This is a genomic window from Curtobacterium sp. Leaf154 (assembly GCF_001424595.1).
GTDB classification, from domain to species: Bacteria; Actinomycetota; Actinomycetes; order Actinomycetales; family Microbacteriaceae; genus Curtobacterium; species Curtobacterium poinsettiae.
The window spans coordinates 104,354-127,119 of record NZ_LMOS01000004.1; the positions used below are offsets into that span (position 1 = coordinate 104,354).

The following is a 22,766-nucleotide window of genomic DNA, read 5'->3' on the forward strand; positions in this document are numbered from 1 at the left end:
CGCGGAGGGGCGTTCGACCCACGGATCCGGGGCGGACGACTGCGCCACCGACCCGCGTGCAGGGGCGGATCCGGGCGGTCACGGGCCGGCGACGGCGGGGCGAAACACGCCGGACCCATCCGAGGCGACTTCCGGAAACGCCGCTCTCACAATTCGGCGCGGTCAGTGGGGACCGTGCCTGGCGGAATGGCCGGGAGACCCGGACGCGCAGCCCCGCTGACCGGGACATTCGGGTGCCGCGGGGCAGGGACAGCTGGCGTAACCCAGCCGATACGGACGCGGTACGGCGGCGAAACGAACGAGCGGTGGACTGCACCAAGCACCCACCACCCGCCCATCGACAGGAGCACCCCGATGATCACCACCGTCGTCGCCGGCAACCCCAAGCCGGCCTCACGGACACTCGACGCCGCGACGGTCGTGCTCGAGCGGCTCACCGGCCGGGCCCCGGACCACGTCGTCGACGTCATCGACCTCGGTGCCGGACTGCTCGGCTGGGGCGACCCCGCCGTCTCGGACGCCGTCCGGACCGTCGCCGGCTCCGACCTCGTCGTCGTCGCGTCGCCGACGTTCAAGGCGACGTACACCGGCGTGCTCAAGCTGTTCCTCGACCAGTTCGGCACCGGCGACGGACTCGCCGGCGTCGTCGCGGTGCCGCTCATGCTCGGTGCCGGTCCGGCGCACGCCCTCGCTCCGGAGGTCTTCCTCAAACCGGTGCTGGTCGAACTCGGCGCGACCGTCGTCGCCCCAGCCCTGTACCTGAACGACAAGCACTACTCGGACCCCGCATCGACCGACGTGTGGCTCGCCCGCTGGCAGGACGTCGTCCTCGCCGCCGCCGCTCACCAGGAAGGAACCGCGTCATGATCAGCCCCTACTCCACCGAGGCCCCGGACCGCTCCGCGCTCAAGCAGGCGTTCTCCGGGTTCCCGTGCGGTGTCGCCGCGCTCTCCGCCGTCGTCGACGGCGAACCGACCGTGCTCGTCGCGTCCTCGTTCACGGTCGGCGTCTCACAGGACCCACCGCTCGTGATGTTCGCCGTGCAGCACACGTCGACCACGTGGCCGGTACTCCGCGACGCCGGCACGATCGGGGTCTCGATCCTCGGTGAGGGGCACGCGCAGGTCACCCGGCAGCTCGCATCGCGGGACAAGTCGATCCGGTTCGTCGGTGTCGACACGACGGTCGCCGAGACGGGCGCGGTGTTCCTGCAGGGGGCGCCGATCTGGCTGGAGTGCTCGGTCGAGCACACCTACCCGGCCGGCGACCACGACATCGTGGTGCTCCGGGTGCTCGGACTCATGTCCGACTTCGCGCACAATCCGCTGGTCTGGCACCGGTCCGCCTTCGCGACGCTGACCGCCTGACCGGCGCCGGGCAACGGACGGGAGGCCCGCCCCACGTGAGCAGGTCTGCTCACGCTGGGCGGGCCTCCCGTCCGGGGCAGCCGGGTGCGCCGGGTGCGCTGGGTGCGCCGGGTGCGCCGGGTGCGCTGGGCCTGCCGGTCCTGCGGCGTCAGCCGCGCAGCGCCTCCGACAGCTTCACGCGACTGCCGGTGCGGAGCAGCGCGTTCTCGTAGACGCGGGCACCGATGACCACGACCGCGACCACCGAAGCGGCGACGATGACGAGCGACAGGATCGGCTCCCACCACTCGGCCGTCCCCAGGAAGATCCGCATCGGCATGCCGATCGGGGCGCTGAACGGCACGTACGACATGATGCCGAGGATCGTCGGGTTGTCGTACGCGACGATGATCAGGAAGTACGGGATCATCACGAGCATCATCACCGGGGTGGTGACGCTGCCGACGTCCTCCTGCCGGGACACCAGCACGGCGGCGGCCGCGAACAGGGACGCCAGCAGCACGAACCCGATCGCGAAGAAGCCGATGAACCACAGGATGCTCGGGCCGAGCATCGCGAACGTGTTGTCCTGCCCGGTCACCGCCAGGGTGACGATGGCGGCGACGGCCACCGCGACGATCTGGGCGAACGCCATGATGCTGTTGCCGAGCACCTTGCCGGCGAGCAGCGCCCGGGCCGGGATCGCGGACATCAGGATCTCGACCACCCGCGTCGACTTCTCCTCGACCACGCTCTGCGCGATCGACTGGCCGAACGTCACCGCCGACGCGAAGTACACGACGCCGAACGCGATCGCGATGAGGTAGACCAGCCCACCCGGCAGCGCGTCCGGGTCGAGCAGCTCGATGCGCGGGGTGACGCTCAACGCCGAGACGACCTCGGACGGGGCCTCGTCGAGCCCGACGACCTTGTAGCCGAGCGGGTCGTCCGACGGCACGATCGCGGCGTCGACGTCGCCCTTCGTGACGAGCCGTTCGGCGTCGTCGACCGATGCCGACTTCGTGACGTCGAGCCCACTGGTGGTCGGCAGCGAGACGCCGTCGACGACCGCGACCGCGGTGGTGTCGTCGGCGGTGGCCTTGCTCACGATCCCGCCGACGACGATCGAGGCGACCACCATGCCGATCAGGATGAGTGCCGAGACCACGAAGGCCTTGCTGCGGATGCGTGCCTGGATCTCGCGAGCGGAGACGAGCCGCACGGCCTGCACGAAGGAGCTGTTCATCGGACGACCTCCCGGAAGACCTCGCTGAGCCGCGGCACCCGCGGCGAGAACGACCCGACGGAGCCGTGCTGGACGGCACGCTGCAGGACGCGCTGGGCGGTGGCTGCGTCGGCCTCGAAGACCGCGTAGCCGCCGTCGAACTCCCGCACGGCCACACCCGGCTCGTCGCGGAGCCAGGCGACGTCGCCGTCGACCAGCAGCTCCCACGCGGCGGGGCCGGCCTGCTTGCGGAGTTCCTCCTGCGGACCGGCGGCGCGGATCGTGCCACCGGCGATGACCACGACGTCGTCGCACAGCCGTTCGACCACGTCGAGCTGGTGGCTCGAGAACAGCACCGGGACGCCACGGGCGGCGGTCTCGCGCAGGACACCGAGCACCGTGTCGACGGCCATCGGGTCGAGGCCCGAGAACGGCTCGTCGAGCACGAGCACCTCGGGGTCGTGGGCCAGCGCCGCCGCGATCTGCACGCGCTGCTGGTTGCCGAGCGAGAGCTTCTCGACGGCGTCGCCGGCGTGCTGCGTGAGCTCGAGTCGTTCGAGCAGTTCGCCGGTGCGGGTCGTCGCGGTGCGCTTGTCGACGCCGTGCAGCCGGGCCAGGTAGGTGATCTGCTCGGCCACCGGCATCTTCGGGTACAGGCCGCGTTCCTCGGGCATGTAGCCGAAGCGGCGGCGGTCGGCGGGACGGACCGCGGTGCCGTCGATCGAGACCGTGCCCGCGTCGGCCTGGAGCACGCCGAGCATGATGCGCATGGTGGTGGTCTTGCCGGCGCCGTTGCCGCCGACGAAGCCGGTGAGGCGGCCGCTGCCGACCGTGAACCCCACGTCGTCGAGCACCCGGCGGTCACCGAAGTGCTTGGTCACCCCTTCGATGGTGAGCATGTCGTTCCCCTTCGTCACGACGCTGGTCGTCGCTGCGCTCGACGCTATTGGCCGGGAGGCACGCCCCGCCTCCGCCGCCAGGCGGGACTTGGGTGGGGGCCGGCTCCACCGCGTGGGGGAGGAGCGTGCGGGGTGGGTGCGGGGTGCGTGCGTCGAGTCGGCACGGTGCGGGCTTGTTCGGCTCGTGCGGGTTTGGTTGCTCGGTGCGTCGTGCTGGCGGGGCACGGTGCGGTCAACGCTGCACGGGTTGAACGATGGCGCACGGTGCGGGCGTGGGGTGCGGTGGTGGGCACGGTGCGGGCTTGTTGGGCTGGTGCGGGTTTGGTTGCTCGGTGCGTTGTGGTGGCGGGGCACGGTGCGGTCAAGGCCGCACGGGTTGAACGATGGCGCACGGTGCGGCGATGTCTGCGAACTCGGCACCGTGCGGACTTGTCCCGCCGGTGCCGGATCGGTCGGGCTCGGTCAGCCGGCGACGCCGTGCTCGAACGCCCAGACGACCGCCTGGATCCGGTCGCGCAGTGCGAGCTTCTGCAGCACGTTCGACACGTGGGTCTTCACGGTGGCGTCCCCGACGTAGAGCTCGGCGGCGATCTCCGCGTTGCTCAGGCCCCGGGCGAGGAGCCGCAGCACCTCGGTCTCCCGCTCGGTGAGCCCGGCGGCGGTGAGCGCATCCCGGCCGGACGTCGCTGCCGTCGCGGTGGTCGCCGGCTCGGGCCGGGTCTCCGGCAGCGTCGTCGCCGTCGCCCGGCTGATCACCCGCCGCGTGACGTCCGGCGCGAGCAGGGCGTCCCCGGCGGCGACGGTCCGCACCGCGTCGATCAGCCGCTCGGGGGAGGCGTTCTTCAGCAGGAACCCGCTCGCTCCCGCCTCGAGCGCCTGGAACAGTGCGTCGTCGCTGTCGAACGTCGTGAGGATGAGCACCGCCGGCGGGTCCGGCAGCGCCGCGATCCGCCGCGCGGCCTCGAGCCCGTCGACGCCGGGCATCTGCACGTCGAGGCAGACCACGTCGGGGCGAAGCGCCTGCACGGCCTCGACCGCCCGCGCTCCGTCCGAGGCCTCTCCGACCACCCGGAAGCCCGGCTCGGACTCCAGGATCACGCGGAACCCGGCACGGACGAGTTCCTGGTCGTCGGCCAGCACGATGGTCAGGTCGGCCGTCCCGTTCACGTCGTCGGCAGCCATGCACGCACCAGGTAGCCTCCCCGGGCGCGTGGCCCGATCTCGATCCGTCCGTCCGCGGCGTCGACGCGTTCCCGCATCCCGACGTGTCCGAGCCCGCTGCCGGAGGTGCTCCGGGCTGCACGGGCACCGAGTCCATCGTCCGCGACCTCGACCTCGACGCTGTCGTCCAGGTACCGCAGCCGGACGTCGGCGCGGGCGGTCGGTCCGGCGTGCTTCAGGATGTTCGTGACCGCTTCCTGCACGATCCGGTACGCCACGGCGGCCACCGTCGGTGGCACCGGGCGCTCGGTACCCACGACGACGTACTCGGCGGGGTGGCCGGCCACCCGGGCCGACTCGGCCAGTTCGGCAATCCGCGTGATGCCCTCGGTGCTCGGCCCGTCGCCACCGGTCGTCCCGCCGCCGGCCGCATCGTCGTCGGAGCGCAGGGTACCGAGCATCCGCCGCAGCTCCTCCACCGCGGTACGGGCGTTCTCCTCCACCACCTCGAGCGATGCGGACGCCTGCCCCGGGTCGCGGTCGAGCACGCGCCGTGCCGCACCCGCCTGCACACCCATCAGCGACACGTGGTGGGCGACGACGTCGTGCAGCTCGCGGGCGATCCGCACCCGCTCGATCGTGACCGCTTGCGCGGCCGACCGTTCCCGCTCCGCGGCGAGTTCGGCGGTGCGCTCGGCGAGCTGGTGCCGCGCGACGGCGGAGGCCCAGGCGCGGTTGCCGGCGTACCAGGCGGCGCCGAAGTAGATCACGTTGATGAAGATGTTGAGCAGCGAGAACGCCACGTACGGCGCCACGGGCGAGTCCGTGTCGTTCGGCAGGGAGTTCGGTGACGCCCACCCGAACGAGATCGCGATGAACAGCCACGCGAACATGCCACCGATGACGACCCAGCGCACCGCTTCCGACCGGACCCGGTCCGAGCACCACGCTCCGACCGTGTACAGCGCGATGAAGAGCGTGAAGTTGACGAGGAAGACCTCGGGGACACGGAGCAGCTGCGTCGCGGCGAACGCCACCGCCGACACCAACGCCACCGACATGGGGAACCTTCGGCGGAACGCGATCGGTGCCGCGTTCGCGACGATCATCAGGGCCGAGACCCACCAGGCGGCCTGGTCGTCGCCGTACGTGCCGGCCGACCCGTACAGGAACGTCGTGAGCGCGAGCCCACCGGCCAGCACCACGGCGAGCACCGTGTCCTGTCGGTACTCGTGCCGCCCCACCGGCAGTCGCGACCACTCCGCCGTCGTCCCCACTCGCGAAACGCTAGCGGAATCCCGGTGCGATGTCGCCATCGCGCTGGACTGCTCGGCGTCCGCTCGCTTCACGGTGCTCTGGTCACCCGTCGGGTTCGGCGATCGCCAGGAGGACGGCGACGTGCCGCTCGAACGCATCCCGTCCTGCGTCGGTGAGGGCGAGCCAGCTCCTCGTGCTCCGCCCCACGCGAAGCCTGCGGACGCGGAGGAACCCCGCCTCGCCCAGAACCGCCGCTGCTTGGGACAGTGTTGAGTCGCTGACCTCGAGTGCGTCCCGGACGACACCGAACTCCGCTTCGTCCACCGTCCTGAGCAGGGCGAGCAGTGAGAACCGCACCGGCGAGTGGATCCGGTCGTCGAGTTCGTGCCGAGGGTGGGCGCCGCTCGTCATCGGCGCCGCGGCCGAGCCTGCGCTGCCGCCACGATGAGTGGAGCTGCGACGACGAGCGAGGTCGCTCCCCATGCCATCAGCGACGTCGACCCGTCGAGTCCTCGGAGCACCGCGGCGTCGAGCGGAGCAACGGCGAGGACGTAGAGGACGCCGGTTGCGACCCAGGCGACGGTCATCAGTCGGTTGCCTCCGCGGGGGACGACCCGCCGGGTACTCGCGACGAGCCACAGTGCGGTGACGGCGACAGCGGCAATCGCGAGGACGGGCAGCCGCGGGGCACCCAGCCCCTCGGCCACGAACACGAAGGACGCGACCAGGGCGGCACTGCACAGGAACACCGGCGTCTGCCAGCCGCGCCCTTGCCTGAGGCGAGTCCCGGCTGCAGCTCCTCGAGTGGAAGTGTTCATGTTCACAGATGGTAAACGTGAAACTGCCGCATCCGCGGATGTCCCAGTGGAACCGCAGCTTCGGGGCGAAGGGGTCGGTCGGTGCGCGGCGAGAGTAGCCTCCCGCCAACGAGCAGGGGAGACGCCATGCAGTTCCTCGTCAACGTCATCGACGACGGCCAGGCCGCCGCCGTCGGCAACACGTACTCCGCGACCGACGCCGAAGCCGCCGCGGTCGACGCCTTCAACCAACGGATGGCCGACGCGATCGTGTTCGCGGCCGGGGTCTCCGCACCGGCCGACGCCACCCTGGTCGACGCCCGTGCAGGTGCGGGCGACGCGGCCACCGGCCCCGCGACGGCCGGGCGCGCCACGACCGGACCCGCGACCGGCACCGACGAGTACGTCGCCGGCTTCTGGGTCATGGAGCTCCCGGACGCCGAGACGGCGGCCCGGGTGGCGCACCAGGCGTCGCAGGCGTGCAACCGGAAGATCGAGCTCCGCCCGCTGCTCTGACGGCACGCAGGTCGCCCGGCCGACGGACCACCCCAGGGACGGCGCTCGCCGCGGTCACGACGGCCCCGACCACGAACGTCGCGACGAACCCGATCGCACCGACGAGCGCTCCGGCACCCGCCGCGCCGACGGCCTGCCCGAGCACGAGTGCGACGAACAGCATCGACGTGCCGGCCGACGACCGCTCGGAGTCGATCTCGGTCGTCCACGCGATCAGCGCCCCGGTCGCCGCCGTGTAGCCCCAACCGAACACGGCACACGCCAGCAGTGCTGCGACCGTCGACTGCGGCAAGGCCCCCAGCACGACGACGGCGACGGCGACCGAGCCCGCCGTGACCGCCCAGAGGGTCCGGGCGTGCAGTCCGTTCGTCCACCGCGCAGTGACCACGACGGCCGCTCCGCCGACCCCGAGCGCGATCCAGGCCGACACCGAGACCACGACCGACGCACCGGCGTCCACCAGGGCCGAACGACCGTAGGTCCAGACGACGGCGGACCCGGCCCCGAACAGCAGCGCCAGCACGATGACCCCTCGGTGCGCCGCGAACCACGGAGCACCGGGCAGTGGGGGCCGGGATGTCGCCGCACCACCCCGGGACACCACGAGCAACAGGGTTCCGACGGCCAGGGCGAACACCGCGGACACCGCCCAGGCCGTCCGCCAGTCGGGCAGCAGCACGAGCGCGAGGACCCCGGCGCCCACGAGCCCCGGTCCGGTGCCGGCGTTCACGACCGCCTGCGCTCGACCGAGCAACGCGGACGGCACCTGCTCCGCGACGAGTCGCACGAGTGCGGGGGACGCGAGCCCGGCGCCTGCCGACGCGAGCACTGCGCTGACACCGAACGGCACCGGACCGTCGGCGGTGGCCATGGCGATCGCACCGACCCCCGCCACCAGCGTGGCAACCGCGACGAGGACCCGGGGCATCCGTGCGGCGAGCAGGAACCCGGCGACCGCACCGACGCAGTACAGCGCCGAGGCGCCCGACGAGACCCATCCGGCGGCGTCGGACCGGAGCCCCAGGTCGCGTTGCACGTCGGGCAGGAACAGCCCGTACGCCAGCCGCACCAGGCCGTAGGTGGCCGCGATCAGGCCGAGTCCGCTCACGAGGAGCAGTCGATGTCGCAACGAAAACGATCGTTTCACTTTTCAGACCCTAGGGTGCTGTCATGGTGATGCGCCCAGGAACCGAGCAACGGCTGCTCGACGCCGCCGAGGAGCTCTTCTTCTCGCAGGGGATCGCCGCCACCCCGATCGACGCCGTCCTCGAACGGGCCGGGGTCTCGACGGCGACGCTCTACCGCGGCTACGCGAGCAAGGAGGCACTCGTCGCCGCGGCCCTCACCCGTCGCCACGACGACTGGATCGCCACCTGGGACCGTGCGGTCGCCGCCGAACGGGACGACCTGGGCCGGCTGCTGGCCGTGTTCGACGCCCTCGACGAGTACCGCTCGACGCCCACGGGCTCCCGCTGGTGCGCCTTCCTCGGCACCGCCGCCGAGTACGCGGACGCGCCAGCCGAGGTCCGGCAGGTCCTGGACCTCGAGACCACCACGTTGCGGCAGCGGCTCGTGTCGCGGGCCGCGCCGGTGGTCGGTCCCCGTGCCGAGGCCCTCGCCGACCAGCTGCTCCTCATCGTCTCCGGTTCCCTTGCGATGCGGTTGCGCGACCCCGCGCTCGACACGACGACGGCACGGTCCGTCGCCGCGTCCCTCATCCGGGAACACACCACCCCCGACGGAACGGCGCCCACCCCATGACCCGATCGCGTGCTGCCACGATCACCCGCCGTTCCCTGCTGATCGGCGGGACGGGCGTCGTCGCCGCGGGAGCCGTGGCCGAGGCGATCAACCTCGGACTGCTGCCCGGGCGCTCGACCATGTACCGGGTCCTCGGTCTGGACGGCACCGACGGCACGGTCCCCGACGTCGAGCCCGTCCCCACGACCTCCGGCACCTTCGTGTCGGCGGCGCGGAAGGGCCGCACCGTCGGCTGGACGATCGCGGCACCGGCGTCCGACACCCCCTTGCCGGTGGCGGTCGCGCTGCACGGGTACGGCGACGACCACACCTCGTTCTTCGGGCGCAGCCTGGGCTACGACCGGTTCCTCGCGGCGCACGTGGCCGCCGGCGGAGCCCCGTTCGCGATCGCCTCGATCGACGGTGGCAACCGCTACTGGCACCCACGAGCCGACGGGGACGACCCCGCCGCGATGGTCGTCGACGAGTTCCTGCCCCTGATCGCCCGCCGCGGGTACGACACCGACCGCCTCGCCGTGACCGGCTACTCGATGGGTGGCTTCGGCGCGCTCCGGCTCGCAGGGGTTCTCGGCGCCGCGCGCGTCCGGGCCGTCTCGGCCATCAGCCCCGCGCTCTGGAAGTCGGCCGCCGACACCGCCCGCGGTGCCTTCGACGACGCAGCCGACTTCCGCGCGAACACCGTCCTCGGGCGGCAGCGTGCGCTCGACGGCGTCGCGGTCCGCGTCGACTGCGGCAACGGCGACGGGTTCGCGCCGGCGGTGCACGCCTACGTCGACGGCTTCGCCGAGCCGCCGGCCGGGGGCTTCGCACCCGGCGGCCACACGCACGGCTACTGGCGCCGTCTGGCGCCGCAGCAGCTCGCCTTCCTCGGCCGGCACCTGGGTCGCTGACCCGACCCACGCCCCGGACGCACGTCGAGGCGGACGGGAGGCCCGTGGCGGCCCCGCACCGCGCCTCCAGGCCGTCGACCGGTCGCGGCAACCGCCCGTGCCGGGTGACCAGGACCGCTCAGGCGCGCCCGCGGTTGCGGCGCCGGATCTCCTTCGGAGCCCGCCCGGCCACGAAGGACCGCGCAGGATCGACGAGGAAGCCCTGCCGGAGCGCCTCGCGCCCGACGAGCATCCGGAAGCCCATCTGGTCGCGGTTGCTCAGCGTGACCTCGGACTCGACGACGCGCCCGGCCAGGGCGATCTGCGTCAGCACCACGATGCGTTCCTGGGTGTGCCCGGTGGAGCTGCGGACGACGCGCCGGTCGTGCACGTCGCACTCGATCGTGGCGGCGTCGGCATCGGTGTCCTGCCAGGGGTGCAGCGAGAACCGGACCCGCTCGCCGGGCAGTTCCTCGAGGTCGAAGGCGTGCAACGCGGAGCTCCGGGCGCCGGTGTCGAGCTTCACCTTGATCCACGGCACGCCGAGGTCCGGCAGGCCCGCCCACTCCCGCCACCCGGCGACGACGAGCCCGCGGTCGGAGGACTTCGGAGCTCGGGCCATGTGCCCATCCTGTCGCATGCTCCGCGGCCACGTCCGCATGCTTTGATGGAGCGTCGCCGTCGATCCGACCCAGCGGAGAACCCCTCGATGAAACTCGCCATCCTGTCGCGTGCGCCCCAGGCGTACTCGACCCAGCGCCTCCGCGCAGCGGCACTCGACCGCGGGCACGAGGTCAAGGTGCTCAACACGCTGCGCTTCGCGATCGACCTGTCCGGTGACGACCCGGACCTGCTCTACCGCGGCAAGCTGCTGAGCGACTATGACGCCGTGCTGCCGCGCATCGGCAACTCGATCACCTACTACGGCACCGCCGTCGTGCGGCAGTTCGAGCAGATGGACGTCTACACGCCGAACACGGCGAACGGCATCACGAACTCGCGTGACAAGCTCCGGGCGAACCAGATCCTGTCGCGGCACGACATCGGCATGCCGGCGACGACGTTCGTGGCCGGCCGCAACGACGTGCGCGGCGCGATCGAGCGGGTCGGCGGCGCGCCCGTCGTCATCAAGCTCCTCGAGGGCACGCAGGGCATCGGCGTGATCCTGGCACCCGAGGCGAAGGTCGCCGAGTCGATCGTCGAGACCCTGCACTCCACCAAGCAGAACGTCCTGATCCAGCGGTTCATCGCCGAGAGCCGCGGCCGGGACATCCGTGCCCTGGTCGTCGGTGACCGGGTCGTCGCGGCGATGCGCCGGACCGCATCGGGTGACGAGTTCCGGTCGAACGTGCACCGCGGCGGCACCGTCGAGAAGGTCACGCTCACACCCGAGTACGAGGCCGTGGCCGTCCGCTCGGCGCAGATCATGGGCCTGAAGGTCGCCGGCGTCGACATGCTCGAGGGCAACGACGGGCCGCTCGTGATGGAGGTCAACTCCTCACCGGGGCTCGAGGGCGTCGAGCGTGCCACCGGCCTCGACATCGCCGGTGCAGTCGTCGACTTCATCGCGAACCAGGTGGCGTTCCCCGAGATCGACGTCCGCCAGCGGCTGTCCGTCTCGACCGGCTACGGCGTCGCTGAGCTCCTCGTGCACACCAACGCGGACCTGGTCGGCAAGACGATCAAGGAGTCCGGCCTCTGGGACCGTGACATCACGGTCCTCACGCTGCACCGCGGCTCGAACGTCATCCCGAACCCGCGCAGTGGCGTCGCCCTCGAGCCGGGGGACCGCCTGCTCTGCTTCGGCAAGCTCGAGGAGATGCGGTCGATGATCCCGGAGCGCCGCAAGCGGCGCGCGAAGGTGCGGAAGCTGCCGAAGGACGTCTGATCCGGAGCCGTCCAGCGCATCCGGATCGCGCACACAGGCCAGATGCGGAAGTATGTGTCGGTGACGATCATGACGGAACGGCCGGTCGACCAGGCATCGAGCAGTGAACCGGAGCAGCCCGGCAACGCCACGGCGAAGCACCGGAACGTCTCACTGCTCTCCGTGGCGACCACCACGGCGGAGCGTGTGACGACCTCGGCCGACATCGAGGCCAAGCTCCGTGGGGTCCTCCGTCGACTCCGTCTGCCGATGGGGCTGCTCGAGCGCGTCGCCGGGGTCATCGAACGTCGCAACTGGGGCGAGGGCCAGACCTTCCAGGACGCCGCGATCGACGCCGGCCGCCGTGCCATGGCCGAGGCCGGGGTGCGTCCGGACGAGATCGGCCTGCTCATCAACACCTCGGTGACCCGTCCGCACCTGGAGCCGTCGGTGGCCGTCCGCCTGCACCACGGGCTCGGGCTGCCGTCGTCGGCCATCAACTTCGACATCGCGAACGCGTGCCTCGGGTTCGTCAACGCCATGAGCGTCGCCGCGGGCATGATCGACTCCGGGCAGATCAAGTACGCGCTCGTCGTCGACGGCGAGGACGCCGACCAGGTGCAGCTCAACACCATCGACCGCCTGAACCAGGGCGGGCGGAACCGCAAGGACTTCATGAGCGAGTTCGCCAGCCTGACCCTCGGGTCCGGCGCTGCGGCGGCCGTGCTCGGCCCGGCGGACCTGCACCCCGAAGGACACCGGATCGTCGGCGGCGTCACCCGCGCGGCGACCCAGTGGTACGACCTGTGCGTCGGCAGCGTCGACGGCATGTTCACGGACGCCAAGATGCTGCTCAAGGGCGGCATGGAGCTCGTCGTCGCCGCCTGGACCGAGGCCCGCGCCCACTTCGACTGGGCCGACATGGACCGCTACGTGCTGCACCAGGTCTCCGACGTGCACACCAACGCCTTCGTCGAGGCGATCGGCATCCCGCGCGACAAGGTCCCCACCACCTACCAGCGGTTCGGCAACGTCGGCCCCGCGTCGATCCCGATCACCCTGGCCGACGAGGTCGCCTCCGGCGGCATCCGTCGCGGTGACCGCGTGTTCCTGGGCGGCGTCGGCTCCGGCATCAACACGGCGATGATGGAACTCCACTGGTGAGGTCCCGGTTGCCCCGCGTCGCCGCGAGCACGGCTCCGGCGACGCAGCCACCCTCCCTGCCCGGCCTCGACCCGGCGTGGTCGCGTCTGGTCACGGTCCCCGCGTGGTCCGGAGATCGCAGGGGAGGAACGGATCGCGCCGCGCGCACCTGGCACCTCCTCGACACGGCCGGGTCCCTGGCCGCGCTCGGCGTGGAACCGGTCGGCACCATCCTGTGCGTGCACGGCAACCCGACCTGGTCGTACCTCTGGCGGTCGGTGCTCCGCACCTCGCTCGAGGTCGCCCAGGCCGGCGGCCCGGCCTGGCGCGTGGTCGCCGTCGACCAGCTCGACATGGGCTTCTCGGAGCGCACCGGCGTCGAGCGGGGGCTGCCGCAGCGCGTCGCGGACCTCGGTGCCCTGACCGACGAACTCGGGCTGACCGGCCCGGTCGTCACCCTCGGCCACGACTGGGGCGGTGTGGTGTCGCTCGGCTGGGCGGTCGACCACCCGGACGTCCTGGCCGCCGCGATGACGTGCAACACCGCGGTGCACCAGCCCGACGACGCCCCGATCCCCGCCCCGCTGCGGCTCGCCCTCGGCCCCGGCATGCTCGGCCGCGCGACGGTCGTGACCCCCGCGTTCCTCGAGACCACCCTGGCCATCGCGCACCCGAAGCTCGACCGTGCCACGGCCGACGGCTACCGGGCGCCCTACCGCGGTGCCGCGCGGCGCGGTGGCATCGGCGGCTTCGTTGCGGACATCCCCGTCGACGCCCGGCACCGGAGTGCGCCGGAGCTCGACCGCATCGCTGCGGGTGTGGCGGCGCTCGACGTGCCGGCGCTCCTGCTCTGGGGTCCACGCGACCCGGTGTTCCTCGAGCGCTACCTGGACGACCTGACCGAGCGGATGCCGCACGCCGACGTCCACCGGTTCGAGGGCGCCGGGCACCTGCTGCCTGATGACGCCGACGTGGCGGGCGCGGTGTTCGACTGGCTCGGTGACCGCCTGCCGGACGGTGGCCGTCCTGCACAGGCCGACCCGGGCCTCCAGTCCGGACCCGTGGACACGGACCGGCCCGCCGCGGCGACGCCGCCGCTCTGGGCGCGGCTCGACGAGCTGCGGGGGAGTGACGAACCCGCCCTGGTCGAGATGGCCGCCCCGGGCGGTCCTCGCACGATCACGTGGCGGCTGCTCGCCCGACGGGTCGACGAGATCGCCGCCGGGCTGGACGACCTGGGGGTCCGGAGCGGCGACCGTGTCTCGCTCCTGGTGACCCCCGGTGCCGACCTGACCGCCGTCCTGTACGCCTGCGTGCGGATCGGGGCGGTCGTCGTCGTCGCCGATGCCGGTCTCGGCCTCGGCGGCCTGACCCGCGCGGTCCGCGGTGCCCGACCCCACTGGATCATCGGCGCGCTGCCCGGCCTCGGTGCCGCGCGTGCCCTCGGCTGGCCGGGGCGACGCATCGCGACGGTCTCGCTGCCCGCACCGGCACGGAGGGCGCTGCGCGTCGAGCACACGCTTGTCGACGTCGCCCGACGTGGTGCGCGTCGTCTCGCGCACGGGGCGGAACTGCCGGCAGCGCCGTCGCCGAACGCGCCCGCCGCGGTGCTGTTCACCTCGGGATCGACCGGCCCGGCGAAGGGCGTCGTGTACACGCACGGGCAGCTGAGCGCCGTCCGGGACGCCCTGGCGACCCAGTACGACGTCGGGGTCGGCACCGGACTCGTCGCCGGGTTCGCACCGTTCGCGCTGCTCGGCCCGGCACTCGGCGCCAGGTCGGTCGCGCCCGACATGGACGTCACCGCGCCGCGCACGCTCACGGCGAAGGCGGTCGCTGCGTCGGTCGCCGCCGCCGATGCCACCGTGGTGTTCCTGTCGCCGGCAGCGCTGGCCAACGTGGTCGAGACGGCGTCGGAGCTCACCGATGCCGACCGTGCGGCGCTGCGGGGCGTGCGGCTGTTCCTGTCGGCCGGCGCTCCCGTGTCGGCCGCGCTGCTGACCGCGGCGACCGAGCTGATGCCGAAAGCCACTGCCCACACCCCCTACGGCATGACCGAGGGGCTGCTCATGACCGACGTCGACCTGGACGGGGTCCGCGCCGCCGGCCGGTCCTCCGACGAGGGGATCTGCGTCGGGGTGCCAGCGGCGAACGTCCGCGTCCGCATCGCGCCGCTCGACGGTTCCGGTCGCGCGACCGGAGCCCTGACGGACGCGCCCGGGGTCACCGGCGAGATCGTCGTCGCGGCACCGCACGTGCGCGACCACTACGACCGGCTCTGGCGCACCGACCGGGTCTCGCGCCTCGGCGTCGACGACCCGCGCGGGCACCGCACCGGGGACGTCGGACACCTCGACTCCGCGGGACGGGTCTGGGTCGAAGGCCGGCTGCAGCACGTGCTCACCACGCCCGACGGGGTCGTCACACCGGTCGGGCCGGAGCAGCGGATCGAGGGCGTCGACGGTGTCGGACGTGCCGGGGTGGCGGGCATCGGTCCGATCGGCACGCAGCAGGTTGTGGCCGTCGTCGAGACCGAACCCGCCGGGCGCCGGCCGGGTCTGGCGTCGCCGCAGCTCGCCGCCGCGGTCCGCGCTGCCGCCGGGGTCCGGCTCGCCGCGGTGCTCGTCGTGCCCGTGCTGCCGACCGACATCCGGCACAACTCCAAGGTCGATCGCACCCGGCTGTCGCGCTGGGCCGGCTCGGTGCTGTCCGGCGGACGGATGGTCCGGCCGTGAAGGTCCTGGTCACCGGGGCAAGCGGGTTCCTCGGGCAGGCCACAGCCGCGGCCGTGCGGGACGCCGGGCACGAGGTCCGCACCTTCCAGCGCCGTCCCTCGGGCGTCGCCGGCGTGCAGGACGTCGCCGGCACGATGACCGACGACGCTGCGCTCCCCCGCGCGGTCGACGGGGTCGACGCCGTCGTGCACCTGGCCGCCAAGGTGTCGCTCGCCGGTGACCCCGCCGACTTCGCCCGGGTCAACGTCGACGGGACGCGATCGCTGCTGCGAGCCGCCCGTGCCGCCGGGGTCGCGCGCTTCGTCTTCGTGTCGTCGCCGTCGGTCGCGCACACCGGGTCGTCGCTCGTCGGGGCCGACGCCGGACCTGCCGAACCGTCCCGTGCCCGTGGCGACTACGCCCGCACCAAGGCCGCGGCGGAGCTGCTGGCACTCGACGCCGACGCCCCGGACTTCGCCGTCGTGGCGGTCCGGCCGCACCTGGTGTGGGGGCCGGGTGACACGCAGCTCGTCGGACGGATCGTCGAGCGGGCCCGGGCCGGACGACTCCCACTGCTCGACTCCGGCGCCGCGCTCATCGACACGCTCTACGTCGACAACGCCGCGACGGCCATGGTCGCGGCGCTCGAGCACGCCACGGACGACGGCGTCCACGGCAACGCGTACGTCGTCACGAACGGTGAGCCCCGCCCGGTCGCCGACCTGCTCGCCGGCATCTGCACGGCATCGGGCGTCCGACCGCCGCAGTGGCACGTGCCGGCGGCGGTCGCCCGGATCGCGGGATCGGTGGTCGAGGCCGTCTGGCGTGTCCGACCGGGTGAGGACGAGCCGCCGATGACCCGGTTCCTGGCCGAACAGCTCTCGACCGCGCACTGGTTCGACCAGCGACGGACCCGGCAGGACCTGCGGTGGACCCCGTCGGTGTCGATCGACGAGGGGCTCGGACGGCTGCGCGTTGCGGCTCAGGCTTCGTCGGCCGCCACGTAGACCCAGGCCGTCCAGCCCGAGGCCAGCGTGACCTGGATGCGCTGGTAGTCGGCGACCTCGTAGTCGTCGACCGCGCGGAGCTGCCACTCGTACCCGAGCGTCAGGGCCACGCCCTCGACGACGTCGCCCGCGGCGCCGCGGCGCAGGATCGGGTGCCGGTCGGAGCCGCTCGTCCGGATGACGTCCGGGTCGGTGATCGTCACCCAGTCGAGTCGCCAGCCGGGCAGGGAGTCCGCGGTCGTCGGGACGTGGTCGCCGAACAGGGACTCCTGCACCAGGGGCTGCTGGAGGGTGCCGTACGAGAAGACCCGGTGCGTCGCTCCGGGGCGCGGCGTCGGACGCTTGACGGGACGCGGCGCGATCGCCGGGGTCGAGGTCCAGACGAGTGCACCGGCCAGGCCGGTCAGGCCGAGGTGCAGCAGCCCGATGATGCCGACGACGCCGCCCCAGGGGAAGCCGACCGCGAACGCGATGATCCCGACGACGAGACAGACGAGCGCGAACGCGCCGAGACCGATGACCCAGCGCTGGCCGGGGGAGAGACGCTTCACGTCGCGAGGCTAGCGGACGGGCGGTGGACCGGCGGACCACCCGGGTGGGCCGACGTGGTCGGGTGGGGCGGGCCTCCAGGCCGGGACCGCGTGCACGACGTCAGCCGGTGAAGCGGTTCCAGAGGTCCGTGACGATCGGCCAGACGTCGCCGGCGCGGTCGGCGGACCCGACGGCGACCAGGACGACGGGGACCAGGGTGACGGCCACGCTCACCAGGACGGCGAGCACGACGGCGGTCGTCGCGGTGGCGGTGTGCCGGCGGGTCAGGGCGAGCAGGAGCAGGGCGAGCACCACGACCGCACCGAGCAGTGCGATCAGGGTGACACGGACGAACGGGAACGGCACGAGGCCGGCGGTGGTCGCGGTGACCCCGCCGAGGAACCCGACCAGCGGCAGGAAGCCGCCGACCGCGATGGCGAGCACGAGGAAGACCCCGATGCCGCCGGCGATCCAGACGCCGCGGGGTCGGGGGCGCCGGTCGCGGGACCGGCGCCCTCCGGACCAGGCGGTGGTCACGGCTGGTCCCGGTGCCGCGGTGCCGCTGCGGCGTCGGCGGCCGAGTCAGCGGCGTCAGCGGCGTCGTCAGCCGCTTCGGCCGCGGCACCGGCGGCGTCGGCGGCCCGGTCGCGGGTCGTGCCGGCTGTCTCGACGACGACGTCGCGGGCCTGTTCGGCGGCGTCCTTCGCGGACGATGCCGCGTCGGCGGCCTGCTCCGATGCGCGGGCGAGGGACTCCGAGGCGGAGTCGCGAACACGCTCGCCGGTCTCGGCAGCGGCGTCGACGGCACGCTTCGTCGTGTCGGCGGTGGCGTCGGCAGCGCGCTTGGTGGCGTCGGCGGTGGCGGACGCTGCCTGCTTGGTGGCGTCAGCGGTGGCGTCGGCAGCCTGCTTCGTCGCGTCCGCCGTGGCCGTGGCAGCGCGCTTCGTGGCGTCCGCGGTCGTCTCGGCGGCCCGCTTGACGGCGTCCCCGGTCGACTCGGCCGCCTGCTTGAGGGCGTCGGTCGTCTGCTCGGCGGCGCGACCCAGCGGGGACTGCTCGTCGTCGAACGGGCCGTGCACGTCGAGGACGCGCACGTCGACCGTGGTGTCCAGGTCGGACAGCTGGCGCGTTGCTGCGCTCACCTGCTGCCGGACCTCGGCGGCGACGTCGAGCACCGGGTGCGGGTAGCTGACGACGACGGCGACCTGGACGCTGAGCTCGCCGTCCTGTTCGTCGACCTGCACGCCGGCGGTGCCGGCCGAGCGGCCGAGCTGCTTCCGCAGCTGGTCGGCGGCACGGGCGGCGATCCCGCCGAGGTGGTGCACGCCGGGCACGCCGAGCGCGGTCTCCGCCGCGGTGCGCGCGACGATCGTCGCGGTGCGCGCGTCGTCGGGCAGCGGCTCCGTCAGTGCTGCGGGCAGGGCCACCTCGGTGACCTGCGTGTTCGCATGGGGGTCGTGCTGCATGGTTCCTCCTCGTTCGGGATCAGCGCGGGGACGCGTCGGGGCACCCGTTCGACGGGTGCCCCGACGCGGTCGTGCGACCTACTTCTTGAAGACGTCCTTGACGTCCTCGCCGGTCTGCTTCGCGCTCGCAGCGGTCTGGTCCTTCTTGCCTTCGGCGACCTTGGCGTCGTCGTTGGTCAGGTTGCCGACGGCTTCCTTCGCCTTGCCGGCGAGGTCCTGAGCGGCGTTCTTGATCTTGTCGTCGAGTCCCATGACGGGTCCTTTCGTGGGTGGGCGTGTGCCCGGTGGTGTGGAGGTGGGCCGGGAGGCCCGGGGGTGCGTCCGGCTGACGGGTGTCAGTGGACGCGGGTCGACTTCGCGAGCGCGGAGCGGGTACCGCCGGTCAGGTGCACGAGCACCGGGACCGGACGGCCGAGGGTGCGGTCGAGGACCGCGACGGCTCGGTCGACGGCGTCGAGCACGGTGACGGCGTCCCCGCCGCGGCGGACCGCGACACGGATCCGTGCGGCGCGCTGCCGGCGGACGAGGTAGGTGTCGACGCGGGAGCCGACCACGTCGCGGACACCCGCGAGTTCGTGTTCGACGACGTCCCGGACGAGTGCGACGTTGATGGTGACCGCGTCGTCGCCCGAGCGTTCCCGGACGGCGACGGACGTGCCGCCACCACCGCGGGTGGACGCCCACACGAGTGACAGGACGACCACGAGGGCCGCGGCCCCGGCGACGATCCACAGCGCGGACGCGGGCACGTCGAGGCTGCGGGGGAGGTCGACGTACGGCTTGAGCGCATCCTGGACGGCGGGCAGGACACCCGCGCCCATCGCGATCCCGACGACGACGGCGACCAGGCCGAGGACGAACAGGATGATCCGGTTGAGGGTCCGGTTGCTCTTGGTCATGCGAGGGTTCCCTTCTCCTCGACCCGGACGCGGACGCGTCGGCCGAAACGCTCGTCGAGGCCGCTCAGGCGCTCCACGACGGCGGCGCGGACGGTCGCCTCGTCGACCGGCACACCGGTGACGGGGACGATGCGGACCTCGGTGGAACGGCCGCGGGCGGTGGCGGAGGCGTTCCCCTCGGGGACGCCGGCCGCCATGCCGGCGGCGTTCGCCGCGGTGGAGGCGACGATGCGGGAGTCGATGACGACCGCACCACGCTCGTGCTCGACGACCGATCGGTGCTGGCGACCGGGCTTGAGGGCCAGGACGACCAGCACGACGCCGAGGACGACGAGCACGCCAGCGATGACCTCGACGATGGTGACGAACGCGGCGTCCGGGCGGAGCGCCGTGTCGACCACGGTCTGGGGGTCGGCGACGAGCGGTGGGCGTCCGATGGCACTGAGCACCGACTCGGTGCCGATCCAGGCGGCCACCAGGGCGAGCACCACGAGGGCCACCGCCACTGCTGTGGAGCGGGAGCGGTGCACGCTCCGACGACGGATGCGTCGTTCGACGGAACCGTTGCTCATGATGGCCTCCTAGCGGGCACGGGACTCGTGCTCGCGCACGATCCCGGTGAGTTCGATGTGGGCACTGCCGACGCGGCGCCCGGTCAGGTCGCTCACGCGGCCCTTGACCTGGTCAGCGATCCGGATCGACCCGGAGACGATGTCGTCGCTCGCGGCGATCGGCCCGGTGATGTCGAGGGACAGTGCTCCCGACGCGTCGCCGAGGCCGACGCGCACCCGCTTGGCGGGGGCGCCGAGCCCTTCGGCTGCGACGGCCCGCGCCAGCGAGGTGAGCGCGCGTGCGGTGATCTCGACGCGGCCCGGGACGTCCGGGCCGGCGTTCACCGGGAGCTCCGGCGTCCGGTCAGCACGTCGGTCAGGGCGCCGCGGTCGATGCGACCGGTGGCGAGGGCGGCCACGAGGGCCCCGATCGCACCGAACACGATCACGAGCACGAAGCCCCAGAACCCGAACTGCAGTGCCACGACGGCGAGGACTGCGCCGATGAGGGCGCCGATCAGCGTGTTGCTCATGCGACTCGCGCTTCCTTCTTCTCGTCGTCGTTGTCGTCGTCGTCACCCGGGATGTAGACGTCCTGGACGGTCACGTTGACCTCGGCGACCTCCATGCCGACGATCTGCTCGAGGGCACGGGCCACACCGGTGCGGACACCGTCGGCGACCTGCTGGAGCGACACCGGGTACTCGGCGACGATCACGATGTCCGCGGCGACCTGCTTCTCGCCGACCTCGACCTTGACGCCCTGACCGAAGTCGCGCTGGCCGATCGCGTCGCGGATGGCGCCGATGGCACGGGCTGCGCCGTTGCCGAGGGAGTGCACGCCGTTGACCTCGCGGGCGGCGATGCCGGCGACCTTCGACACGACGGTGTCGTCGATGACGGTCTTGCCGGTGACGCCGCTGGTGCCGGCGTGCGAGGTGGCACGGGTCGCCGTGGTGGCCGGGGTGGGGGTGGTGGTGTCAGCCATGGTTCATTCCTTCCGTTGACCCGCCGGGCGTTCCCAGCGGTTGCTGTTCACGGATGAGACGGGCTGTGGAAGAGATTCGTCACACACGACTTCTCGGATTCGGGAAAAATCCAGGGATCCCCGGAAATCCGGGGATCTGCGTGTACCCCCGGGGCGTTCCGTCAGGCCGTTTCGCCGATTCCGGCCGCGTCGTTGCGTTCGGCAGCGGCCCGCATGGCGCGGACACAGGCCATCGGGGACTCGCCGCGCTCCTCGCGGAAGAGCTGCTGCAACCGACGGGGGAGCACCCCTGCGGCGGCTGCGATGTCGTCGAGCGTGAGCGGGTCGTCGAGGTGCTGTTCGATGTAGGACACCGCACGACGGACACGCCACGACGCCCTGCCGGCCTCCGGCTGCGCCGCGAGTGCCGCGCGCTTCGTGGTGGCCGGGTCCTCGCCGAACCGTTCGCGGTAGGTCTCGGCGAACCGGCCGGGGTTCGTGAAGCCCCACCGCCGGGCGATCACGGCGATCCCCGACGACACGAGCGGGCAGTCCGCTGCAGTCGCGCCGCCGCGGTCCGCGCGCAGGAGCTCTTCCCGCACCCGGTCCAGGCGGTGGTCGCGGAGGAACCGGTGCGGAGTGGTGTCGAGCGTCCGGGCGAAGACGTCCTGCAGCCCACGCTGGCTGAGCCCGCAGGCGGCGGCGATGGTGGGGATCGAGGGGCGTTCGGCGGCGTGCAGCTCGATGAACCGGACGGCGTCACGCAGCCGGTTCGCCACGGGGACGTCGTCGCCGCGGTTGCGGATGGGGAACGTGTCGAGGATGACGACGGCCAGCCGACGGTTCAGGGCGGTCCGCATCGGGCCGAGCACGCGGTCGTCGACCAGTGCCGGGCCGAGTTCGCGGATGAGGTGCCGGAGCGGTTCACGCCGGGCGATGACCTCGTCCTGCTGGTCGAACAGCAGCGGACCGTCCGGCAGCCGGTAGCCGAGGTCGCGGCCGACGCTCCGCAGGAAGCGGTCGGACACGTGCACGCCGTTGTAGACGGTTCCGTCGGACTCGAACCGGTACGCCTCGGACGCCGAGGCGATGTACGGGCTGCCCGGCTCGACGACGCGGGTGCGGTCGGCGAAGTGCATCTCGAGCCGGCCCTTGGTCAGCCAGAACACCACGTGGTCGTCCCGCACACCGATGACCCCGCCGCGTCGCCCGCCCTCGGCACGCATGGTGCGGAGTGACAGGTCGTCGTCGCCGACGACCGTGTACTCGTACCGGGTGTCGTCGGTGGCGAAGGTCTCCGAGGCGAAGTCCGAGCCGCCGTACTCCGCGGCGAAGATCTCGGAGTAGTCGGAACCCTCACCGTCGGAGAACCGCAGCCGGCGGAATCCGTTCGTCGTCGAGGTGTCCATGCGCCGATCATGCCATCAGTTGCACCAGACAAGGAAAGGAATACCCTAGGGGGGTACCGTATTGAGAACGGTGGAGGCGGACATGCACGAACACGTCGGGTACATCGGCGACAAGGACGACCTGCTCAAGCGACTCCGTCGCGCCGAGGGGCAGGTGCGCGGGATCGCGCGGATGGTCGAGGACGAGACGTACTGCATCGACGTCCTGACCCAGATATCCGCGGCGAACCGGGCGCTCGAACGCGTCGCGCTGTCGTTGCTCGAAGACCACCTGGCGCACTGCGTCGCCGAGGCCGTCGCCGAGGGCGGGGACGCCGCCGACGAGAAGGTGCGCGAGGCCAGCCAGGCGATCGCCCGGCTCGTCCGCTCCTGACCCCTGAC

General features: G+C 72.6%; 28 protein-coding genes. 10 read left to right on the forward strand and 18 right to left on the reverse strand.

All coding sequences use genetic code 11. The annotated features are described in order from the left end of the window. The first annotated feature begins 354 nt into the window (after positions 1–354). Positions 355–867, forward strand: a complete 513-nt coding sequence (locus ASF75_RS06990) for an NADPH-dependent FMN reductase (protein WP_017886838.1) — start codon at positions 355–357, stop codon at positions 865–867. Next, the gene (locus ASF75_RS06995) at positions 864–1,367 is read left to right on the forward strand and encodes a flavin reductase family protein (RefSeq protein ID WP_017886837.1); all 504 of its coding nucleotides are present in this window, start codon (positions 864–866) and stop codon (positions 1,365–1,367) included. Before ASF75_RS06990 ends, ASF75_RS06995 begins: the two co-directional genes overlap by 4 nt. Positions 1,368–1,515: 148 nt before the next feature. Here ASF75_RS06995 and ASF75_RS07000 read toward each other — a convergent pair whose 3' ends face one another. From ASF75_RS07000 to ASF75_RS07025, 6 genes are all read right to left on the reverse strand, one after another. Then, positions 1,516–2,592, reverse strand: a complete 1,077-nt coding sequence (locus tag ASF75_RS07000) for an ABC transporter permease (RefSeq protein WP_056070027.1) — start codon at positions 2,590–2,592, stop codon at positions 1,516–1,518. Next, positions 2,589–3,470, reverse strand: coding sequence for an ABC transporter ATP-binding protein (locus ASF75_RS07005; RefSeq protein WP_056070990.1), 882 nt, complete (start codon positions 3,468–3,470; stop codon positions 2,589–2,591). Before ASF75_RS07005 ends, ASF75_RS07000 begins: the two co-directional genes overlap by 4 nt. A 462-nt stretch (positions 3,471–3,932) precedes the next feature. Further along, positions 3,933–4,652, reverse strand: coding sequence for a response regulator (locus ASF75_RS07010; protein ID WP_017886834.1), 720 nt, complete (start codon positions 4,650–4,652; stop codon positions 3,933–3,935). Beyond that, a complete protein-coding gene (locus ASF75_RS07015) occupies positions 4,634–5,908 on the reverse strand; it encodes a sensor histidine kinase (RefSeq protein ID WP_235517568.1) in 1,275 nt (424 codons plus the stop codon). Before ASF75_RS07015 ends, ASF75_RS07010 begins: the two co-directional genes overlap by 19 nt. 82 nt (positions 5,909–5,990) lie before the next feature. Further along, positions 5,991–6,299, reverse strand: a complete 309-nt coding sequence (locus ASF75_RS07020; protein WP_056070030.1) for a transcriptional regulator — start codon at positions 6,297–6,299, stop codon at positions 5,991–5,993. Further along, positions 6,296–6,706 (reverse strand): hypothetical protein, encoded by a 411-nt coding sequence (locus ASF75_RS07025; RefSeq protein ID WP_156463821.1) that lies wholly within the window; start codon positions 6,704–6,706, stop codon positions 6,296–6,298. The genes ASF75_RS07020 and ASF75_RS07025 overlap by 4 nt, the downstream gene beginning before the upstream one ends. Before the next feature lie 126 nt (positions 6,707–6,832). Between ASF75_RS07025 and ASF75_RS07030 the strand changes: the two genes are divergently transcribed. After that, a complete protein-coding gene (locus ASF75_RS07030) occupies positions 6,833–7,201 on the forward strand; it encodes a YciI family protein (protein WP_056070036.1) in 369 nt (122 codons plus the stop codon). Here ASF75_RS07030 and ASF75_RS07035 read toward each other — a convergent pair. After that, entirely contained in the window at positions 7,107–8,309 is a 1,203-nt protein-coding gene (locus ASF75_RS07035; protein WP_056070039.1) for an MFS transporter, read from the reverse strand. The two genes, ASF75_RS07030 and ASF75_RS07035, sit on opposite strands and share 95 nt — an antisense overlap. A gap of 62 nt (positions 8,310–8,371) precedes the next feature. Between ASF75_RS07035 and ASF75_RS07040 the strand changes: the two genes are divergently transcribed. Both ASF75_RS07040 and ASF75_RS07045 read left to right on the forward strand, forming a co-directional pair. Next, positions 8,372–8,962 (forward strand): TetR/AcrR family transcriptional regulator, encoded by a 591-nt coding sequence (locus tag ASF75_RS07040; protein ID WP_056070042.1) that lies wholly within the window; start codon positions 8,372–8,374, stop codon positions 8,960–8,962. Then, positions 8,959–9,852, forward strand: coding sequence for an alpha/beta hydrolase (locus tag ASF75_RS07045; protein WP_042537689.1), 894 nt, complete (start codon positions 8,959–8,961; stop codon positions 9,850–9,852). The genes ASF75_RS07040 and ASF75_RS07045 overlap by 4 nt, the downstream gene beginning before the upstream one ends. 118 nt (positions 9,853–9,970) lie before the next feature. Here ASF75_RS07045 and ASF75_RS07050 read toward each other — a convergent pair whose 3' ends face one another. Continuing rightward, positions 9,971–10,453 (reverse strand): ATP-dependent zinc protease, encoded by a 483-nt coding sequence (locus tag ASF75_RS07050; RefSeq protein WP_042537687.1) that lies wholly within the window; start codon positions 10,451–10,453, stop codon positions 9,971–9,973. Positions 10,454–10,540: 87 nt separating this feature from the next. Here ASF75_RS07050 and ASF75_RS07055 point away from each other — a divergent pair, with 87 nt between their 5' ends. From ASF75_RS07055 to ASF75_RS07070, 4 genes are all read left to right on the forward strand, one after another. After that, positions 10,541–11,719, forward strand: coding sequence for a RimK family alpha-L-glutamate ligase (locus ASF75_RS07055; protein WP_031259540.1), 1,179 nt, complete (start codon positions 10,541–10,543; stop codon positions 11,717–11,719). A 69-nt stretch (positions 11,720–11,788) separates the two neighbouring features. Beyond that, positions 11,789–12,862, forward strand: a complete 1,074-nt coding sequence (locus tag ASF75_RS07060; protein WP_042537701.1) for a 3-oxoacyl-ACP synthase III — start codon at positions 11,789–11,791, stop codon at positions 12,860–12,862. Positions 12,863–12,870: 8 nt separating this feature from the next. Then, positions 12,871–15,576 (forward strand): alpha/beta fold hydrolase, encoded by a 2,706-nt coding sequence (locus tag ASF75_RS07065; RefSeq protein ID WP_056070047.1) that lies wholly within the window; start codon positions 12,871–12,873, stop codon positions 15,574–15,576. After that, on the forward strand, positions 15,573–16,562 hold the full coding sequence (locus ASF75_RS07070) for an NAD-dependent epimerase/dehydratase family protein (RefSeq protein WP_056070050.1): 990 nt from the start codon (positions 15,573–15,575) through the stop codon (positions 16,560–16,562). Before ASF75_RS07065 ends, ASF75_RS07070 begins: the two co-directional genes overlap by 4 nt. On the opposite strand, the gene ASF75_RS07075 is transcribed toward ASF75_RS07070, so the two are convergent. The 10 genes from ASF75_RS07075 to ASF75_RS07120 form a co-directional block, all read right to left on the reverse strand. Then, positions 16,538–17,113 carry a gamma-glutamylcyclotransferase family protein gene (locus ASF75_RS07075; protein ID WP_235517570.1) on the reverse strand — a complete coding sequence of 192 codons (576 nt, stop codon included), beginning with the start codon at positions 17,111–17,113 and terminating at the stop codon, positions 16,538–16,540. The genes ASF75_RS07070 and ASF75_RS07075 overlap by 25 nt on opposite strands. A gap of 100 nt (positions 17,114–17,213) precedes the next feature. Then, on the reverse strand, positions 17,214–17,630 hold the full coding sequence (locus ASF75_RS07080; RefSeq protein ID WP_017886821.1) for a hypothetical protein: 417 nt from the start codon (positions 17,628–17,630) through the stop codon (positions 17,214–17,216). Continuing rightward, positions 17,627–18,559: an Asp23/Gls24 family envelope stress response protein gene (locus ASF75_RS07085; protein ID WP_056070053.1), complete on the reverse strand. Its 933-nt coding sequence runs from the start codon at positions 18,557–18,559 to the stop codon at positions 17,627–17,629. The genes ASF75_RS07080 and ASF75_RS07085 overlap by 4 nt, the downstream gene beginning before the upstream one ends. 78 nt (positions 18,560–18,637) lie before the next feature. Then, positions 18,638–18,811: a CsbD family protein gene (locus tag ASF75_RS07090; protein WP_017885408.1), complete on the reverse strand. Its 174-nt coding sequence runs from the start codon at positions 18,809–18,811 to the stop codon at positions 18,638–18,640. Between the two features lie 83 nt (positions 18,812–18,894). Next, a complete protein-coding gene (locus ASF75_RS07095; protein ID WP_056070056.1) occupies positions 18,895–19,458 on the reverse strand; it encodes a hypothetical protein in 564 nt (187 codons plus the stop codon). Continuing rightward, a complete protein-coding gene (locus ASF75_RS07100; RefSeq protein WP_056070061.1) occupies positions 19,455–20,030 on the reverse strand; it encodes a DUF6286 domain-containing protein in 576 nt (191 codons plus the stop codon). Before ASF75_RS07100 ends, ASF75_RS07095 begins: the two co-directional genes overlap by 4 nt. A 9-nt stretch (positions 20,031–20,039) precedes the next feature. Further along, positions 20,040–20,354, reverse strand: a complete 315-nt coding sequence (locus ASF75_RS07105) for a hypothetical protein (RefSeq protein ID WP_017885411.1) — start codon at positions 20,352–20,354, stop codon at positions 20,040–20,042. Then, complete coding sequence (locus ASF75_RS07110) at positions 20,351–20,542, reverse strand: DUF2273 domain-containing protein (protein WP_017885412.1); 192 nt, start codon at positions 20,540–20,542, stop codon at positions 20,351–20,353. The genes ASF75_RS07105 and ASF75_RS07110 overlap by 4 nt, the downstream gene beginning before the upstream one ends. Then, complete coding sequence (locus ASF75_RS07115; protein ID WP_017885413.1) at positions 20,539–20,997, reverse strand: Asp23/Gls24 family envelope stress response protein; 459 nt, start codon at positions 20,995–20,997, stop codon at positions 20,539–20,541. Before ASF75_RS07115 ends, ASF75_RS07110 begins: the two co-directional genes overlap by 4 nt. Before the next feature lie 161 nt (positions 20,998–21,158). Continuing rightward, positions 21,159–22,385 carry a helix-turn-helix domain-containing protein gene (locus ASF75_RS07120; RefSeq protein WP_056070064.1) on the reverse strand — a complete coding sequence of 409 codons (1,227 nt, stop codon included), beginning with the start codon at positions 22,383–22,385 and terminating at the stop codon, positions 21,159–21,161. Between the two features lie 82 nt (positions 22,386–22,467). Between ASF75_RS07120 and ASF75_RS07125 the strand changes: the two genes are divergently transcribed. Next, positions 22,468–22,758 carry a metal-sensitive transcriptional regulator gene (locus tag ASF75_RS07125; RefSeq protein WP_027466001.1) on the forward strand — a complete coding sequence of 97 codons (291 nt, stop codon included), beginning with the start codon at positions 22,468–22,470 and terminating at the stop codon, positions 22,756–22,758. Positions 22,759–22,766 lie beyond the last annotated feature (8 nt).

Coding starts and splice junctions, on each gene's coding strand:
- ASF75_RS06990 (WP_017886838.1), top strand. CDS start 355: ATGATCACCACCGTCGTCGCCGGCAACCCCAAGCCGGCCTCACGGACA.
- ASF75_RS07095 (WP_056070056.1), bottom strand. CDS start 19,458: ATGACCAAGAGCAACCGGACCCTCAACCGGATCATCCTGTTCGTCCTC.
- ASF75_RS07030 (WP_056070036.1), top strand. CDS start 6,833: ATGCAGTTCCTCGTCAACGTCATCGACGACGGCCAGGCCGCCGCCGTC.
- ASF75_RS07025 (WP_156463821.1), bottom strand. CDS start 6,706: ATGAACACTTCCACTCGAGGAGCTGCAGCCGGGACTCGCCTCAGGCAA.
- ASF75_RS07060 (WP_042537701.1), top strand. CDS start 11,789: ATGACGGAACGGCCGGTCGACCAGGCATCGAGCAGTGAACCGGAGCAG.
- ASF75_RS07040 (WP_056070042.1), top strand. CDS start 8,372: ATGGTGATGCGCCCAGGAACCGAGCAACGGCTGCTCGACGCCGCCGAG.
- ASF75_RS07010 (WP_017886834.1), bottom strand. CDS start 4,652: ATGGCTGCCGACGACGTGAACGGGACGGCCGACCTGACCATCGTGCTG.
- ASF75_RS07115 (WP_017885413.1), bottom strand. CDS start 20,997: ATGGCTGACACCACCACCCCCACCCCGGCCACCACGGCGACCCGTGCC.
- ASF75_RS07090 (WP_017885408.1), bottom strand. CDS start 18,811: ATGGGACTCGACGACAAGATCAAGAACGCCGCTCAGGACCTCGCCGGC.
- ASF75_RS07110 (WP_017885412.1), bottom strand. CDS start 20,542: ATGAGCAACACGCTGATCGGCGCCCTCATCGGCGCAGTCCTCGCCGTC.
- ASF75_RS07120 (WP_056070064.1), bottom strand. CDS start 22,385: ATGGACACCTCGACGACGAACGGATTCCGCCGGCTGCGGTTCTCCGAC.
- ASF75_RS07125 (WP_027466001.1), top strand. CDS start 22,468: ATGCACGAACACGTCGGGTACATCGGCGACAAGGACGACCTGCTCAAG.
- ASF75_RS07020 (WP_056070030.1), bottom strand. CDS start 6,299: ATGACGAGCGGCGCCCACCCTCGGCACGAACTCGACGACCGGATCCAC.
- ASF75_RS07085 (WP_056070053.1), bottom strand. CDS start 18,559: ATGCAGCACGACCCCCATGCGAACACGCAGGTCACCGAGGTGGCCCTG.
- ASF75_RS06995 (WP_017886837.1), top strand. CDS start 864: ATGATCAGCCCCTACTCCACCGAGGCCCCGGACCGCTCCGCGCTCAAG.
- ASF75_RS07000 (WP_056070027.1), bottom strand. CDS start 2,592: ATGAACAGCTCCTTCGTGCAGGCCGTGCGGCTCGTCTCCGCTCGCGAG.
- ASF75_RS07045 (WP_042537689.1), top strand. CDS start 8,959: ATGACCCGATCGCGTGCTGCCACGATCACCCGCCGTTCCCTGCTGATC.
- ASF75_RS07050 (WP_042537687.1), bottom strand. CDS start 10,453: ATGGCCCGAGCTCCGAAGTCCTCCGACCGCGGGCTCGTCGTCGCCGGG.
- ASF75_RS07055 (WP_031259540.1), top strand. CDS start 10,541: ATGAAACTCGCCATCCTGTCGCGTGCGCCCCAGGCGTACTCGACCCAG.
- ASF75_RS07100 (WP_056070061.1), bottom strand. CDS start 20,030: ATGAGCAACGGTTCCGTCGAACGACGCATCCGTCGTCGGAGCGTGCAC.
- ASF75_RS07005 (WP_056070990.1), bottom strand. CDS start 3,470: ATGCTCACCATCGAAGGGGTGACCAAGCACTTCGGTGACCGCCGGGTG.